Annotated in this window: 16 protein-coding genes; 7 read left to right on the top strand and 9 right to left on the bottom strand. The window is 32.5% G+C overall.

The genetic code is table 11. From position 1 onward, the window contains the following. Positions 1-10: 10 nt before the first annotated feature. The 9 genes from L3X39_RS09830 to L3X39_RS09790 form a co-directional block, all read right to left on the bottom strand. Complete coding sequence (locus L3X39_RS09830; protein ID WP_237231613.1) at positions 11-2,839, bottom strand: Npt1/Npt2 family nucleotide transporter; 2,829 nt, start codon at positions 2,837-2,839, stop codon at positions 11-13. A gap of 107 nt (positions 2,840-2,946) precedes the next feature. Continuing rightward, positions 2,947-3,879: a serine hydrolase gene (locus L3X39_RS09825; protein WP_237231612.1), complete on the bottom strand. Its 933-nt coding sequence runs from the start codon at positions 3,877-3,879 to the stop codon at positions 2,947-2,949. A 170-nt stretch (positions 3,880-4,049) separates the two neighbouring features. Further along, positions 4,050-5,600: an acyl-CoA carboxylase subunit beta gene (locus L3X39_RS09820; protein WP_237231611.1), complete on the bottom strand. Its 1,551-nt coding sequence runs from the start codon at positions 5,598-5,600 to the stop codon at positions 4,050-4,052. Positions 5,601-5,603: 3 nt separating this feature from the next. Beyond that, positions 5,604-7,046 carry an acetyl-CoA carboxylase biotin carboxylase subunit gene (gene accC, locus L3X39_RS09815; RefSeq protein WP_237231610.1) on the bottom strand — a complete coding sequence of 481 codons (1,443 nt, stop codon included), beginning with the start codon at positions 7,044-7,046 and terminating at the stop codon, positions 5,604-5,606. Next, complete coding sequence (locus L3X39_RS09810; protein WP_237231609.1) at positions 7,043-7,408, bottom strand: iron chaperone; 366 nt, start codon at positions 7,406-7,408, stop codon at positions 7,043-7,045. The genes accC and L3X39_RS09810 overlap by 4 nt, the downstream gene beginning before the upstream one ends. A 12-nt stretch (positions 7,409-7,420) precedes the next feature. Next, positions 7,421-7,906, bottom strand: a complete 486-nt coding sequence (locus L3X39_RS09805; protein ID WP_237231608.1) for an acyl-CoA carboxylase biotin carboxyl carrier protein subunit — start codon at positions 7,904-7,906, stop codon at positions 7,421-7,423. 68 nt (positions 7,907-7,974) lie between these two features. After that, a complete protein-coding gene (locus L3X39_RS09800) occupies positions 7,975-8,649 on the bottom strand; it encodes a PrsW family intramembrane metalloprotease (RefSeq protein ID WP_237231607.1) in 675 nt (224 codons plus the stop codon). Beyond that, entirely contained in the window at positions 8,646-9,203 is a 558-nt protein-coding gene (locus tag L3X39_RS09795; protein WP_237231606.1) for an NUDIX hydrolase, read from the bottom strand. The genes L3X39_RS09800 and L3X39_RS09795 overlap by 4 nt, the downstream gene beginning before the upstream one ends. A 37-nt stretch (positions 9,204-9,240) precedes the next feature. After that, complete coding sequence (locus L3X39_RS09790; RefSeq protein ID WP_237231605.1) at positions 9,241-10,329, bottom strand: M42 family metallopeptidase; 1,089 nt, start codon at positions 10,327-10,329, stop codon at positions 9,241-9,243. Positions 10,330-10,432: 103 nt separating this feature from the next. Between L3X39_RS09790 and L3X39_RS09785 the strand changes: the two genes are divergently transcribed. From L3X39_RS09785 to L3X39_RS09755, 7 genes are all read left to right on the top strand, one after another. Continuing rightward, complete coding sequence (locus L3X39_RS09785) at positions 10,433-11,116, top strand: DUF4294 domain-containing protein (protein ID WP_237231604.1); 684 nt, start codon at positions 10,433-10,435, stop codon at positions 11,114-11,116. Beyond that, positions 11,116-11,742 carry a PAQR family membrane homeostasis protein TrhA gene (trhA, locus tag L3X39_RS09780; protein WP_237231603.1) on the top strand — a complete coding sequence of 209 codons (627 nt, stop codon included), beginning with the start codon at positions 11,116-11,118 and terminating at the stop codon, positions 11,740-11,742. The genes L3X39_RS09785 and trhA overlap by 1 nt, the downstream gene beginning before the upstream one ends. Positions 11,743-11,879: 137 nt before the next feature. After that, positions 11,880-12,635: a DUF6090 family protein gene (locus tag L3X39_RS09775; protein WP_237231602.1), complete on the top strand. Its 756-nt coding sequence runs from the start codon at positions 11,880-11,882 to the stop codon at positions 12,633-12,635. A 46-nt stretch (positions 12,636-12,681) separates the two neighbouring features. Next, the gene (locus tag L3X39_RS09770; RefSeq protein WP_237231601.1) at positions 12,682-13,470 is read left to right on the top strand and encodes a DUF6090 family protein; all 789 of its coding nucleotides are present in this window, start codon (positions 12,682-12,684) and stop codon (positions 13,468-13,470) included. Next, positions 13,467-14,216 (top strand): DUF6090 family protein, encoded by a 750-nt coding sequence (locus L3X39_RS09765; RefSeq protein WP_237231600.1) that lies wholly within the window; start codon positions 13,467-13,469, stop codon positions 14,214-14,216. Before L3X39_RS09770 ends, L3X39_RS09765 begins: the two co-directional genes overlap by 4 nt. Further along, positions 14,213-14,941, top strand: a complete 729-nt coding sequence (locus tag L3X39_RS09760; protein WP_237231599.1) for a DUF6090 family protein — start codon at positions 14,213-14,215, stop codon at positions 14,939-14,941. The genes L3X39_RS09765 and L3X39_RS09760 overlap by 4 nt, the downstream gene beginning before the upstream one ends. An 8-nt stretch (positions 14,942-14,949) precedes the next feature. Then, the gene (locus tag L3X39_RS09755; RefSeq protein WP_237231598.1) at positions 14,950-15,705 is read left to right on the top strand and encodes a DUF6090 family protein; all 756 of its coding nucleotides are present in this window, start codon (positions 14,950-14,952) and stop codon (positions 15,703-15,705) included. Positions 15,706-15,710: the final 5 nt, after the last annotated feature.

The following is a 15,710-nucleotide window of genomic DNA, read 5'->3' as shown; positions in this document are numbered from 1 at the left end:
ATTTTTTACCTTAGTTTTTTTCGTTTTTATCAAGCTCGTTCTGTGTTATCTTATCTAAAAGCGAATTAAACTCAGGGTTTTTTGATTGTTCAATAAGATATATTACAGCCAGTTTAAGTTTTGAATCTTTTCGATTTAATAATTCGTTATAACACTCTATTTCGCTTAATATTTTAACGTTTAATTTCTTAATTTTTTCTTCAGTATTTGTTTCATATAAAATAGATTCTGCAACAGGAATAAGTTCCTTTTTAAGTTGTTTATCTAAAATATTATCTAAAAACTCAATAGCATGAAGTCGTTGTTCTTCTTTCCCATTTAATATTGTATTAAAAATGGGGTCAACATCTTGTGGAGGGTATTTAATGCCCAAAAATTTAAACATACGCTGTAATTGGCGGTCTAATCGTTGTTCCAATAAGTTTATTAAAGCTATCCGCGCTTGGTTTTCTTCCGCTTGCAAATTTTGACTGTTCTTTTTGTATTGAATAACAATTTGTGTGTGAATTACAGAAAGTGTATTTTGATACAAGTGGCACTCATCCAAAATCTTGTCTACTATAAGTCGGTCTTTAATTATTAGGTTAGGATGTTTCCATTTTAATCGTTTCAAGCATTCTATAGCTTCAATTTTAATTAAATGCTCCGTGTTTTCTGTTAGTTTTATTAATCTGCTTACGGCTTTTTGAGATGCAAATTTTTCTATAACGGTAAGAGCTAGTTGAGCATCTTCCTGATCTATTTTATCGTTTTTAATTAATTCATATAATGTATCGATGATAGGTTCGCCAAAAAAATATAAAGCTTCAATAGCTTGTTTCCTTGTCTCTTTTGTTGATAAATAGGAAACTATAGGTGTAATAAACTGTCTATCTAATGTTTTTGAAGCGCTATTAATAGCTGTTCTTAAAATTTCAGGGTTTTTAGAATTTAACTCTACCTTTATAACATTATAGTAGCGTTCCAAACGTGCATGCCCAATGGCCTCAAGTATGGCTTGCATACAGTGCTTTTTTTCATTTTCATCAATTAGTTTGTTAAACTCAATTAAAGCTGCTTCAACGTGTTGTTCTAAACTAAATTTATTTTGAAGTACTATATTGTTTCTCAACTCTTGCGATAGACCTATCAGCGCCGCATTTTTTATAGTTTTGTCATCACTTTCTAAGTAGTGGTTAAATAGCTCTACTGTATTCTTTTTATTATGCTTTAACAAATAACGGAAGGCTGATGTGGTTACTTCTTGATTTTCTTCTTTTACCATTAATCCTATGATGTCGCATAAATTCTCGGTTCGTAAAAAATATAGGTTCTCAATAGCCAAAACCTTAACTTTTGGTGAATTGTGAGATAGAAGTTTTTTAAATGTAGAAAAGAAACGTTCATCTTTCACTTCAAGCGTTTTTTGAAGCATGTGAATAATTTGACTTGCTGTACCAGTATTTAGAACACGCTTAACAGTATCTACAATAGAGGTTACTTTTATATCTTCCTTTATGCTTTTTTCTTTTTTAGTTTGAGATTTTTCATCCAATAAACTTTTAAATGCGGTTATGTATTCTAATCTTAGGTGATAAATAAAATATAGCCAAATAGAGATTAAAGCTATAATTATTAAACTTATGTAAGTAGATGAAATGTTTAAACCATTTATAAAAAATATAAGAATAAACCCTGCTAAGCCTGTAGCTATACTATCTATTACAACGTCGGTGAACGTTTTTGTTTTCTTTTTAATTTCAATAGGAATAGGAATTGAAAGTAGTTCTGTAGCTGCTTTATTAACCGACTGTTTTAAACTGCCATCTACAATTTTAATGAATACTACAACCCATAATTGAGGAATGATGAGCAGTAAAACCGAACCAACTAAAATTCCAGAAGGTAACCATAATAAAGACTTACCAACACCAAAAGTACCTACAATGCGTTTAGTTAAGAATAATTGAATTAATAAGGATATAACGCTAAGCGTTGAAAACCAAAAACCAAAAAATGATGTTAACTCATCTTGATCTGAAATAAGTTTTGACGCATAATCACTGTACTGATAATCAACCAATTTGGCTATTAAAACACTAATACCAATAACTAAAGCTATTAAACTTAATAGTTTTGATTGCTTAATAAGTTTTATTGGAGATTCTCCTTTTGGGTTCGTTCTTAACGATACTTGGTAAGGATTCAATTTAATAACCTCGTGTTTCCAAATATATCGAGTGATTGGTATACACCCTAACAATAGTATAGCAGCTACAAACAATAAATCTTCAGTTTCTAAGAAATTGGTTAGTAAAGAAGTTAGGTAACCCCCAAATATACCACCAGCAATAGCTCCAGCACCAATAAAACCAAATACGCGTTTAGCTTCTCTTACGTTATAAACAAGGTTTGCTAAAATCCAAAATTGTGATGCCGTTAATAATCCAAAAATAGCCACCCATATATAAGGAATATACATAAGTATACCATTAGCTAGATTAAAATTAAAAGCGATGGCAAATAATATGAGTGAAATAACAGAACCAATTATGGTTCTGTCAATAATAATATTTAGCGGGTAACGCTCTAAAGCTTTATCGTAAAAGTGATAGCCAATTATTGCTAATAAGGCTGTTAGCACATAACCAAGAGGTAGAGCATTCGAGGTTAGTTCTGAAAGAAATAATGAATTTACAGTTGGTTTTATAATTAGCAGGGTGGTGATAATTATAAATATATTAAGCTGAAGTAAAAGAGTTTTATTTAGCTCTTCTTCTTTCAGGTCAAAAATCTTAAGAATATATAATTTAAAGGTATTAATAATTGACATGGAGTTGTTCAATTTACTTTTAAGCATTTGTGCCGCAGTTACATGATAAGTAATTACGGCACAAAACTAATATATTGTATTTTGATTTTAACCAAAATCACTAATTAAATAAAGAAAATTTAGAACCAACTATTTTAGTTTAATACTACATTATTCGTTGTCTCAACGCTACTTGCTTTAAGAGCTTTTTCAATAGGTTTTACTAAACTTCTTATAATATGTTCACCATCAGCATCATCAATTAAAGCTACCAAAATATAGCGTCTTTCAGGATCGTTACCCCAAACTAAGATGGAATCTGAATGATAACTTCTCCATGAACCAGATTTTCTAAATAATTTGGCGTTCGGTGCAATCTTTTCAACTGTATTAACGAATTTATGATGTAAATCGGGATCCCCCATAATATCTAACATCTGCTTTGAACGTTTTTCATTTACCAGTTTACCATGAGCTAATAAATAATAGTATCGACAAACTTGACTTACTGTTGCAGCGTGACTTAAATTTTTTAATGGCTCTCTGTTGGTGTTGCCACCACCACCATAACGTTTACCAACCCATAGGCCTCCGCCTTTCCCTTCATCATAAAACTTATATTTAGGATCTGTCATTACACTTTCAATCTTAGCATAACCTAATCGATCAATCATTCTTGTAGATGCGCGATTATCCGATTTGCTAATCATTAAACGCATATCTGTTTTAACAATGGCTGTTTCTTTTAATTCACCTTTGTCTATGGCATCCATAGCAGCTAATAAAATGGCTATTTTAGGCAAACTCGCAGCATACATCATATGGTTGCCGTTTATACTAGCATATTTAATTTGTTCAGGGTCACTTAAATCAACAACCCCAATGGCCATTTTCTTGTTAGCCATTAAGCTTTTCCATTTCGGATTTGCATTTAATTCTTTTGTTAATTTATTCTGCAAGTTTTTATCAGCCAAAGAAGTTAAAGGCTGTATTTTGGAATTAGGCACTTGAATAGGTAGTCCTTTTTGACTATGCATTACGAAGCTAATTCCGATAAACATTAATAGGCAATAGACCTTGTTTTTCATTGAAAGAAAATTATTAATTTAAGTTAGGCAAAAGTATTTAAATAATTGTGCGTTAGTATGTTAAAATTTTAAATAATAGAATAATAACAAAACTGAATAAATACGATATAACTACAGTGTTTAGATTTTTATAAGTGTTAAATTTTCATTAAATGACAACATAATATCGACTAAAGCGGAATGTTTCCATGTTTTCGCTTCGGTTTTTCAACGTGCTTGTCTTCGAGCATAGAAAAGGCTTTAATTAATTTACGCCTTGTTTCTTTAGGTAGAATGACTTCATCTATAAAACCACGTTGTGCTGCTTTATATGGGTTAGCAAATTTTTCAGCATATTCAGCTTCTTTTTCAGCTAATTTTCCTTCTGGGTTTTCGGCAGAGGCTATTTCTTTTTTAAAGATAATCTCACTAGCACCTTTAGCGCCCATAACAGCAATTTCTGCTCCAGGCCATGCGAAATTTATATCTGCGCCAATATGTTTTGAGTTCATTACATCATATGCTCCTCCATACGCTTTTCTAGTAATTACTGTAACTCTCGGGACAGTTGCTTCACTTAAAGCGTACAATAATTTTGCACCATGTACTATAATGCCGTTCCACTCTTGGTCAGTTCCAGGTAAAAACCCAGGAACATCTACCAGTACCAATAAGGGTATATTAAAACAATCACAAAAGCGGGTAAAACGTGCCGCTTTTTTGGAGCTGTTAACATCTAAAACCCCAGCTAAAAACATGGGTTGATTGGCAACAATACCAATACTTCTTCCTCCTAAACGTCCAAAACCAACAATGATGTTTTCAGCATAATCTTTATGAATTTCATAAAAGGATTCATCATCAATAATGCCCTTTATAACATGATGCATGTCGTAGGGTTTATTTGGGTTATCAGGCACGATATCAGCCAAAACATCCCTAATTTCATCATTAAGATTAAACTCTAACTTTTGTGGAGTTTCAGTATTGTTTTGAGGTAGATAACTAATTAACTTTTTTACATCTTCTAAACATTCAACATCATTTGCTGATGTTTTATGTGCAACTCCAGATTTAGAAGCGTGGGTAAAAGCACCACCTAAATCTTCGCTAGAAACTTCTTCATTAGTCACGGTTTTTACAACATTAGGTCCTGTAACAAACATATAACTTGTGTTTTCTACCATAATGGTAAAATCTGTCATAGCAGGCGAATATACAGCTCCTCCAGCACAAGGCCCCATAATAGCAGATATTTGTGGAACAACACCTGATGCTTGAACGTTTCTGTAGAATATATCTGCATAACCACCAAGAGATCGAACGCCTTCCTGAATACGAGCACCACCAGAATCATTTAAGCCAATAATAGGAGCTCCTACTTTTACAGCCAAATCCATGATTTTGCATATTTTTTCCGCATGAGTTTCGGATAATGCGCCTCCAAAAACAGTGAAATCTTGGGCATAAACGTATACTAATCTACCGTTTACAGTACCATAACCTGTAACAACACCATCTCCATAATATAGCTCGTTTTCCATTCCAAAATCACTGGTTCTATGGGTTACAAGCATACCAATCTCTTCAAAAGAGCCTTCATCCATTAAATAATTAACTCGCTCTCTGGCGGTTAATTTCTTTTTTTGATGTTGTTTCTCAATGCGTTTTTTTCCACCACCTAAATGGGCTAATGCAATACGCTCATTCAGTTTATTTATTTTATCTTCTTTTGAATTCATAGCTTAGGGGTTAGGTAGTCTTAAAAGTTTTTGATCTTCTATATATTGTTTTAAAGCTATTAAAGCGGCAATTTTAGCTTCATTTTCAGTTTCTGCTTTTAATTTTTCTGGTGAATAATAGTTTTTTACAAAATGGGTGTCGAAATTACCAGAACGAAAAGCTTCATGTTCACAAACATATTTGCCAAAAGGGAGTGTCGTTTGAACGCCTTCAACATGATAATTGTCGATGGCCTGAATCATGAGTTGAATTGCTTCTTCTCGGGTAGTGCCATAGGTAATTAATTTTGAAAGCATCGGATCGTAATAAATAGGAATGTCCATACCTTCTTCAAACCCGTTATCAACTCTTATGTTTTTTCCAAAGGGAATTTTATAAACATCCAAATGCCCAACGCTAGGTAAAAAATCGTTAGTTGGGTCTTCTGCATATACGCGTAACTCGAGCGCATGTCCGTTAATCTTTAAGTCCTCTTGCTTTATTTGAAGTGATTCACCGCGAGCGACTCTAATTTGTAATTCAACCAAGTCTAGATTGGTAATTAACTCGGTTACAGGATGCTCTACTTGTAGGCGTGTATTCATTTCTAAAAAGTAGAAATTGTGATCTGCATCTAATAAAAACTCTACCGTTCCAGCACCTAAATAATCACATGCCTCGGCAACCTTAATGGCCGCTTCTCCCATTTTTTTGCGTAGTTCAGACGATAAAACCGCTGATGGTGCCTCTTCAACTACTTTTTGATGTCTGCGCTGTATACTACATTCACGTTCAAATAAATGCAAAATATGACCATGACTATCTGCCATCACTTGGATTTCGATATGTCTTGGAGATGTTACATATTTTTCAATAAAAACTGAACCATCACCAAAGGCTGAAGTGGCTTCGCTAATGGCTCGATTCATTTGTGACTCTAAATCGTTTTCTTTTTCTACAATACGCATACCTTTTCCGCCGCCACCTGCTGAAGCCTTTATTAAAATAGGAAATCCAATCTCTTTGGCAATTTGTTTCGCTTTTTTAACATCGGTAATAGCTTCATCTATTCCAGGAACCATAGGAATATGGTACTTTTTAACAGCCTCTTTGGCTGCTAATTTACTTCCCATAATTTTGATGGCATTAGAACGTGGACCGATAAAAACGATATTTTTTGCTTCACATAATTCTGAAAAAGAAGCATTTTCGCTTAAAAAACCATAACCAGGGTGAATAGCATCTACATTTAGTTGTTTGGCTACTTCAATAATCTTTTCACCTCTTAAATAGGATTGATTTGAAGGTGGTTCGCCTATACAGACAGCTTCATCAGCAAACTTTACATGTGGAGCGTTTCTATCAGCTGTTGAAAACACTGCAACAGTTTTTATACCCATTTTTTGAGCGGTTTTCATCACTCTTATGGCAATTTCACCCCTATTTGCTATCAGGATTTTTTTCATGGTTTTGAGTTTATTTCTGAAACACGAAACTCTACAATTTTTGTTATCAAATCATAAGGTATCGGTGTTTCTATCGGAAACTTAATTGTGCCTTTTGAAGTGTCGTACTTACTTAATTCTTTTGAAAACTTAACGATTGCAGAAGGCGCAGGGTACAGTGCAAAATGTGCTTTATGAGCAGCAAAATGGACTAGATTTTTATTTCCTAACCTAAAAGTTGGTATGGCATATCGAATAGCTTCATTAGCTTTTGGTGCTGCTTCTTGAATGACTTCTCTTAAATTTTGTAGTGTTGGTTTAAAGGCGTCTGGTTGTGCTTGCATATAATCATCAATCGTTAGGATGTCTTTATTATGTCTCATAAGACATGCATGTTATTCAAATTCAATTAATAATTGGTTTTTTTCAACAGCATCACCTTTTTTAACTAAAACTGTTTTTATTTTACCATCTCTAGGTGAAGTGATAATGTTTTCCATTTTCATAGCTTCTAAAATTAAAAGTGAGTCATTTTCCTTGACTTCTTGACCCGCTTCGGTATTAATTTCAAGAATTAAACCTGGCATTGGTGCATTAATAGTGTTTATATGTTTTGAGGCTCCTAAAGCAAACCCCATTTCATTAATTAAAACATCTAAATCATTGTGTATGTTTATGTTATAAGTATTGTTTTTAACTTTTACTTTATATGATTTGTTGTTGAAGTTTGCCTCTAAAATTTCAGCTTTATACGATTTATTATTTTGTAGAATATGATAGGAATAGTCGGAAGTTTTGAGGGCATCTAGATTCGATATATCACTGTCAGTAAATTCAAATTCAATAGAATTATTTACTGTGGCTTTAAAGACTTTACTCATGGGTATGTCAAAATTTGTTGTTAGTAAATATAAGAATTTTATAGGCTAGGATAAATGAGTTTAAGGATTCAAATATTAAAATGAGAATCATTCTGGTGTTTAATAATTGCTTTTCTAGATAATAAAATTCCAATAAATAAAGAGATAAAGGCTCCAACCCAAATACCAGGTACAAAATCTATAAATAAGAAAAAGTCGTAGGCACCATGAAAAACAATAGCCAACAAAAGGCCAGTTAAATTTAAAACGACTCTATTATTTGAAAACTTAGCTTTTCCCATGTAGTAACCCATTAAAATGCCAAAGGTAGCATGTGCTGGTACCGCCGTAAAGGCCCTAATTAAAGCCGTTTTGTAGCCACCTTCTAGTACGTATAAAATATTTTCGGTTGCAGCAAAACCCATAGAAACCATTACTGCATATACAATCCCATCAAAAGGCTCATTAAAAGAAGTGTTTGGTTGGGCAAAATATCTAACAATAATGTATTTGCTAAACTCTTCAATTAAGCCAACAACAAAGAATGCCTTTATAAACTGTTGCATAACGCTCATGTTGTCTCTTAGTGGTAAAATCACATCAAACACATAGTATAGAATTGTAGTAATTACAATACTTACAAAAGCCCCTAGAAGAAAATTATAAATCAATAAACGCTTGGGTTCCTTTTCGTATTTATCCTTTATGTAAATAAATAAAATGATAATAAAAACAGGTGCAACAGCAGTAAGCAATAACTTCATTTGTAGTAAGCTTTTTTAATGGTTTGAAGTACAAATTCATAATACGCTTTATTTGAAGGGACAAAATGATTGTTGTTGTTTCCAATAGTATCAATAAGCTTTTTAAAATCATTTAATGACACCAATTTTAAAGCCTGAACTTCCTCTTCCTGAGGTTTTAATTGTGATAGAGGAACCTTTAGTTTAGCTATGAATGTATTGTGAAATTCATTATCAATAATACCATTTTCATAAGATTGAAAACACTCAAAAACCCCAACTTTTTTTAAGTCGTTTATTGAAATATTTAAACCAATCTCTTCAAAAGTTTCTCTAATTATAGCTTTCTCAGCACTTTCACCAGCATCAATATGTCCAGCCACAGAGACATCCCACATTAACGGACAAATAGTTTTTTTAGCTGAACGTTGTGATAATAAAACATTACCTTCATCTGTATAAAACCAGGCATGTGCTGTGTGATGATAATATCCTTTTTGATGAATTACGGATTTTAATTCAGACTTTCCAGTCGGTTTACCATCTTTTGTTACAATATCTATCAGTTCATCCATGATTATAAAAAAAAGCCTCAATTATGAGGCTTGAGTTTTATTTAAAATAACTAAACGTTTCCCCCTCTTTTATATTCAAAAGTGTTTCGTATATAAGTTTTATTACATTTTCTACGTCATCTTTATGCACCATTTCAACCGTTGTATGCATATAGCGAAGTGGTAACGAGATTAAAGCTGAGGCCACACCACCGTTGCTGTATGCAAAAGCATCTGTATCTGTTCCCGTTGCTCTTGATAATGCCGAACGCTGAAAAGGTATTTTCTTTTTCTCTGCGGTGCCTGTTATTAAATCACGAAGTTTCTGCTGTACCGCTGGTGCATATGCGACAACAGGTCCTAACCCAATTTCTAAATGACCTTCTTTTTTACGTTCAATCATTGGAGTCGTGGTATCGTGAGTTACATCCGTTACAATAGCCACATTAGGTTTTATAGTTTGAGTAATCATTTCCGCGCCACGTAATCCTATTTCTTCTTGAACGGAATTAGTAACATAAAGACCAAAAGGCAGTGTTTTTTTATTTTCTTTAAGCAAACGAGCAACTTCAGCAATCATAAAACCACCCATACGATTATCGAGCGCACGACAAACAAACTTGTCGCCATTTAAAATGTGGAATTCATCAGGATAAGTAATTACGCAACCCACATGAATGCCCATTTTTTCAACTTCGGCCTTATCTTTTGCACCAACATCAATGGTTATATTGTCTGGTTTTGGTGGTTCTTCTTTTGCTTTGTTTCTGGTATGAATTGCTGGCCATCCAAAAACACCTTTTACAATACCTTTTTTTGTATGGATATTTACAATTTTACTCGGTGCAATTTGATGATCGCTACCTCCATTTCTTATCACGTAAATCAATCCGTTATCCGATATATAATTAACATACCACGAGATTTCATCAGCATGCCCTTCAATCACTACTTTATATTTTGCTTTAGGGTTAATAACACCAACTGCAGTTCCATAAGTATCAGTTATAAACTCATCCACATACGGTTTTAGGTAGTCCATCCACAATTTTTGCCCAGTCCATTCATAACCCGTAGGAGCCGCATTATTCAAATATTTTTCTAAAAAGTCCATCGACTTTTTGTTAAGTATGCTTTTGTTTGCCATTTATAAAAGTTTTGGACTAAAATAATAATATTAATAAGATTTTAAGGTTAATGATTACGTAAATTAGTAATTTTGATGTGTTAAATGCTCCAGTATATTTTAGATGAACTTTTTTAAATATTTATTCATATTACTTCCCATTGGTTTATTTGCTCAAGTGAATGAAATTGTGCAAGATTCTACGTCGATTGAATACCTTATCATTGAAGGCGACTCTATACCAAGAACCGCCATAGATTTGGATGAAGTGATGCTTTTGCATAAACTAAAGTTTGATAGTAAAGAAGATCGCATTAGATATTTAATTTTAAGACGTAAAACCATTAAGGTTTATCCATACGCTAAATTAGCTGCAGAACGCTTAGACTCGATGAATGCTAGAATGTCAACCTTAAAGCGAGCGAGAGATAAAAAAAGATACACGAAACGGGTTCAAAAGTATATTGAAGGCGAGTTCTCAGATGAGTTAAAAAAATTAACAAGAACTGAAGGTCAAATTTTGGTAAAATTAATTCATAGGCAAACGGGGACAACGGCTTTTGATTTGATTAAGGAATTACGAAGTGGTTGGCGCGCCTTTTGGTACAATACAACGGCAAGCATGTTTGATATTTCATTAAAGCGTGAGTTTGACCCTTTTAACGAAAAGGAAGATTATTTAATTGAAGACATATTGCAACGAAACTTTCAAAGTGGTGTGTTAGTTCGCCAAGATTCAGCTATAAAGTTCGACTTTTTTGATTTAACTAATAAATGGATTAACGCCGAAGAACCTAAAGAAAAGTAATGCGTGTTCAAACACCTTTTGAGGAAAAACTAAACGCCATATCACACGCCATTGGTGCTATTTTTGGCGTTGTAGCTTTGGTACTTCTGATTAATTACGACAACAATAAAGCAAATTGGAGCCTCTTTAGTGTTATAATTTATGGTATCTCTATCATTATATTATTTAGTGCCTCTACGTTTTATCATGCTGTAAAAGGGGAGAAGCGTAAGCATTATTTCAGGATTGTTGACCATATTAGCATCTATTTTCTTATTGCGGGTACCTATACACCGGTTTGTTTAATTGCTTTAGAGCAAAGTTTAGGCTGGTCGCTCTTTTGGGCAGTTTGGGTTATAGCCGCTTTTGGTGTTATTTTAAAACTATTTTTTACTGGAAAGTTTGAAGTGTTTTCTACGCTTTTATATCTGGTTATGGGTTGGCTAATTGTGTTCGATTTTTCGAACCTGTCCAATACAATAAGTAATGATGGTGTTTTGTTACTCTTTGCTGGTGGATTAGCTTATACGGTTGGTATTGTTTTTTACGTCTTTCAAAAAATACCTTTTAATCATGTTATTTGGCATTTGTTTGTTTTAGCAGGTGCCGTTTGTCATTTTTTTATGATTTTCTTTTACGTTATTTAATTTTTTCTCTGATAATTTTAGCTATTGTCGTTATCAGAAAAAAAAACTAACTTCGTTTATCTCCCCATTCTAATTATTTAAAAACGAATTATATTCGTTAATGTTGGCATACATTAATTATAACCAACCAATAATAGATGATAAAATTCTTTCGAAAATTTCGCCAAAATTTACTTTTAGAGGGTAAAACTGGCAAGTATTTTAAATACGCTATTGGTGAAATTATTTTAGTAGTTATAGGAATTTTGATTGCTCTGCAAATCAATAATGCTAATGAAAACAGAAAATCTGCTAAACAAGAAAATTTATACTTAAATCGTCTGCTTTCCGAAAATAATGATGATATCATGACATTTAAAAATAATATTGCAGATTTGGAAAAAGGAATAGAAACCATCGAGAATCTTTCAATTGCCCTAAATTCAGCTAATTCTAATGATGAAGCACTTATAGTAGCTGCAAACGATTTTTTTGGTTATGGTAGTATCTATCCAATTTTTTCATCGTCAACTTCAACTTTTGATGACCTCTCGAGTACGGGAAATTTAAAGGTAATCCGCAATTCCGGATTACGAGATGAATTGGTAAAGCATTATGCAAAACATAAGCAAGTTGCGGAATGGATCAGAATTGGAACTGAATGGGCACTACCCAATGACGCACCTTTTACATATAATAATAGCATTATGAGATTTGAACCTGTATCAGCTTTCCTGTTTGGGGAACAAAATTCATCGGAACTTGCAGATCATTTGCGTAATAAAAAAGTTGAATACATTAATAACGCAGCGGTACATTTTTGGATTAATAAAGATGCCATTGACAAACTTGAAAAGTTAATTACTGATACAAAAGGAATTATAAACTTAATCAATAAGGAGTTAGAAAAATAACTTCAATACAGCAAATCTCAAGTTCAAAAGCTACAACTTTTAAAAAATGATAAAATTCTTCCGAAACATACGTAAAAATATACTAAATGAGGGAAAAACGACTAAGTATACTAAATATGCCATTGGTGAAATTGTATTAGTGGTCATCGGCATTTTGATTGCTTTACAAATTAATAATTGGAATGAACGCAGGAAAGAACGTGCGGTTGAAGTAAATTTTCTAAAAAATCTTCGCGCCGATTTGGTTAGCGAAATTGAAAATAACACCCACTTTGCCAACTATCGCTTTCAGAAAGCGCAAGCAAGTTCCGATTTAATAAATGGAGAAGAGCCTCAATCAATTGAAGATGTTCAGCAATATACCGATACGTACGAACGGGTTTTTATATGGAACACCTTTGTGCCTAACAACAATACGTATAAAGAATTATTGAGTTCTGGAAATCTTAGTTTTATAAAAAACGATTCCATTAAAAATAGATTATTAGAATTAGATAAGACTTACGTAGCTATTGCTTCGGGTGAAAATCATATGCGTAGAGAATACGAAGCGTATTTGTACGATCCACATGTTGAAAACATGATATCGCTTGGATTTTTCGATATAACTCAACCAACCTATGGATTACCAAAAAGACTTACTGCTAAGGATATCGACCCATCTTTACATAATAAGTTTATTGAAGATGCGAAATGGCAACATCATAACGAGAAATTTAAAAATGGACTCCGACTCTCCTTTATGAATAATGGCTATTTAGCAGGCATCCACAAAGATTTAGTTCATTATATTGAAAAATTGATTTCATTAATTGATGAGGAAATTGCACGATGATAAAATTCTTTAGAAAAATCCGCCAAAAATTACTTACTGAAAATAAATTTAGCAAGTATTTACTTTATGCTATTGGTGAGATTGTACTTGTAGTGATTGGTATTTTGATTGCATTACAAATTAATAATTGGAATGAGCAAAAAAAAATAAAACAGAATGCTAAGGAAGCTTTGATTGCTCTTAAAAATGACCTTGTTCAAGACACCATTTTAATTAGCAATAGGCTTCCCGAAGTTAACTACCAGTACGAAATCAATGAATCGTTTAGAGAACGTGTGGCAAGTCCTAAAGCAAAAGTTGACACACTATTGAGGATTGCTCAAAAGGAATTCAATCCCACTTGGAATAACCCCATTGTTTATAATACGAATGCCTATACTAGCTTAGTACAAACTGGGCTTATAGAAAAGCTTTCTGATTCACTCAAGGAAAAAATCAAAACATTTTACAATACAAAATCTAACTTTAACGAGATTATCAAAAATGTTACGGTAGATTATAGCAACAAAGTATCTAACTATGTAGATAGCTATACGTTTGGAGCGACACCTTTACACGACCAAGGTCCTCTTATAGATAGTTTGGTGTGGTCTAAGGTAGAAATGGCTCATCTTGCTGCCTCTTTTCAGGGCTTAAGTAATTTTAAACGGATTCTTTTCAAGCTTGTAAATGAGGAGATGCAGTATTCGCAAAAAAATTCAAAAAAACTAATCCACGATATTGAGCAATTTTTAAATAAACAATGATTAAATTCTTCCGAAACATTCGTAAAAATCTACTAAACGAGGGGAAAACCACTAAGTACACTAAATATGCCATTGGTGAAATTATCCTTGTAGTTATTGGTATTTTGATTGCCTTACAGATTAATAATTGGAATGAAGCACGAAAGGAACAAAATTTAGAATTGGCACTGCTTGAAGAAATGCAGGAAAACTTAAAAGCAGACATCGTGGATATGCAGGATAATGTTGGCTACCACGAAAATTCTATTGAGTCTGCAAACATTATTCTTTCTGCTTTTAAAAATAATATCTCTGAGAATGATTCTCTATATAAACATTTTGGCAAAGTTACTTTGGCTCCCAAGTTTTTGGTTACCATGAATGCCTATAATAGTATGAACAAGGAAGGAATGAAACTCATTAAAAATGATTCGCTAAGAAATACTATTACTAGTCATTACCAACGTAATTATGCTTATTTATTGAGTTGGAATGATTCAGAATGGGATATGCTATTTAAAGATCAGCAGGATATTTACCGAAAGTATTTTAAAGAATACAATTATATTGGAGAGGTCATTCCAGAAAATTATGAGGAGTTATCTAAGAATTCATATTATAAAAATTATCTAAAAAATAGGATAGGCTTTAATAAATCATCTATTAAATATTACAAAGTTTTTGGAATTAAAAATGCCAAATCATTAATTGCACAAATTGAAGAAGAACTTAAAAATCGAAATTAAGAAGATATATGATTAAATTTTTTCGAAAAATCCGCGAAAAGCTACTTTCTGAAAACAAATTCAGCAAATATTTCATTTATGCCATTGGAGAAATTATACTTGTTGTTATTGGTATTTTAATAGCATTACAAGTAAATAATGTGAATGAACAGCAAAAATCAAATGATTTTGAAGTTAAAATTCTTAAAGAGTTACGTAGTAATCTAAAAGTAGATTTATTAGAAATAAGAGATGATTTAGGATTGATGGTTGACATAAATAAAGCTTGTTTAGATGTTAAGAAGCATTTAGAGCATTTTAATGAACCAACTGATTCTTTTAACATAAGTACATCTTTACTCAGAGTGACTCCACATTTTAGCCCAATTAATAGTGGGTATGATTTGTTACTATCTCGTGGTGTTGGAATTATTAGAAATGATAGCCTTAGAAAAGATATTTCGTTTCATTATGATATGTTATACCCTTATTATAAAACTTATGAGGAAGAACGTACCAGATTTCATGCACTTCATAGTGAACCAAAGTTATTAGAATATTTCTTTATGAACTTCGATAAGAATCATGAAATTAATTTCCATGGATTTTATTTTAATATAAACAATGAGGATTATCAAACTCTAAAAGGCGATTCAAAGTTTTCAAAGCTCCTATCAGCGATAGCTTTTGAAAATAAAGCGATTCAAAATCGGGGGTTACGAATTGAATCTAGTATTCTTACCTTGATAAATAAAATTGAAACAGAATTAGAAAATTTGGAATAACAAAT

It is taken from the genome of Flaviramulus multivorans, from assembly GCF_021728415.1.
Taxonomy (GTDB): Bacteria; Bacteroidota; Bacteroidia; order Flavobacteriales; family Flavobacteriaceae; genus Sabulilitoribacter; species Sabulilitoribacter multivorans.
Note: the sequence above shows the minus strand (reverse complement) of the source record. Positions and strands in the feature narration are given on the sequence as shown.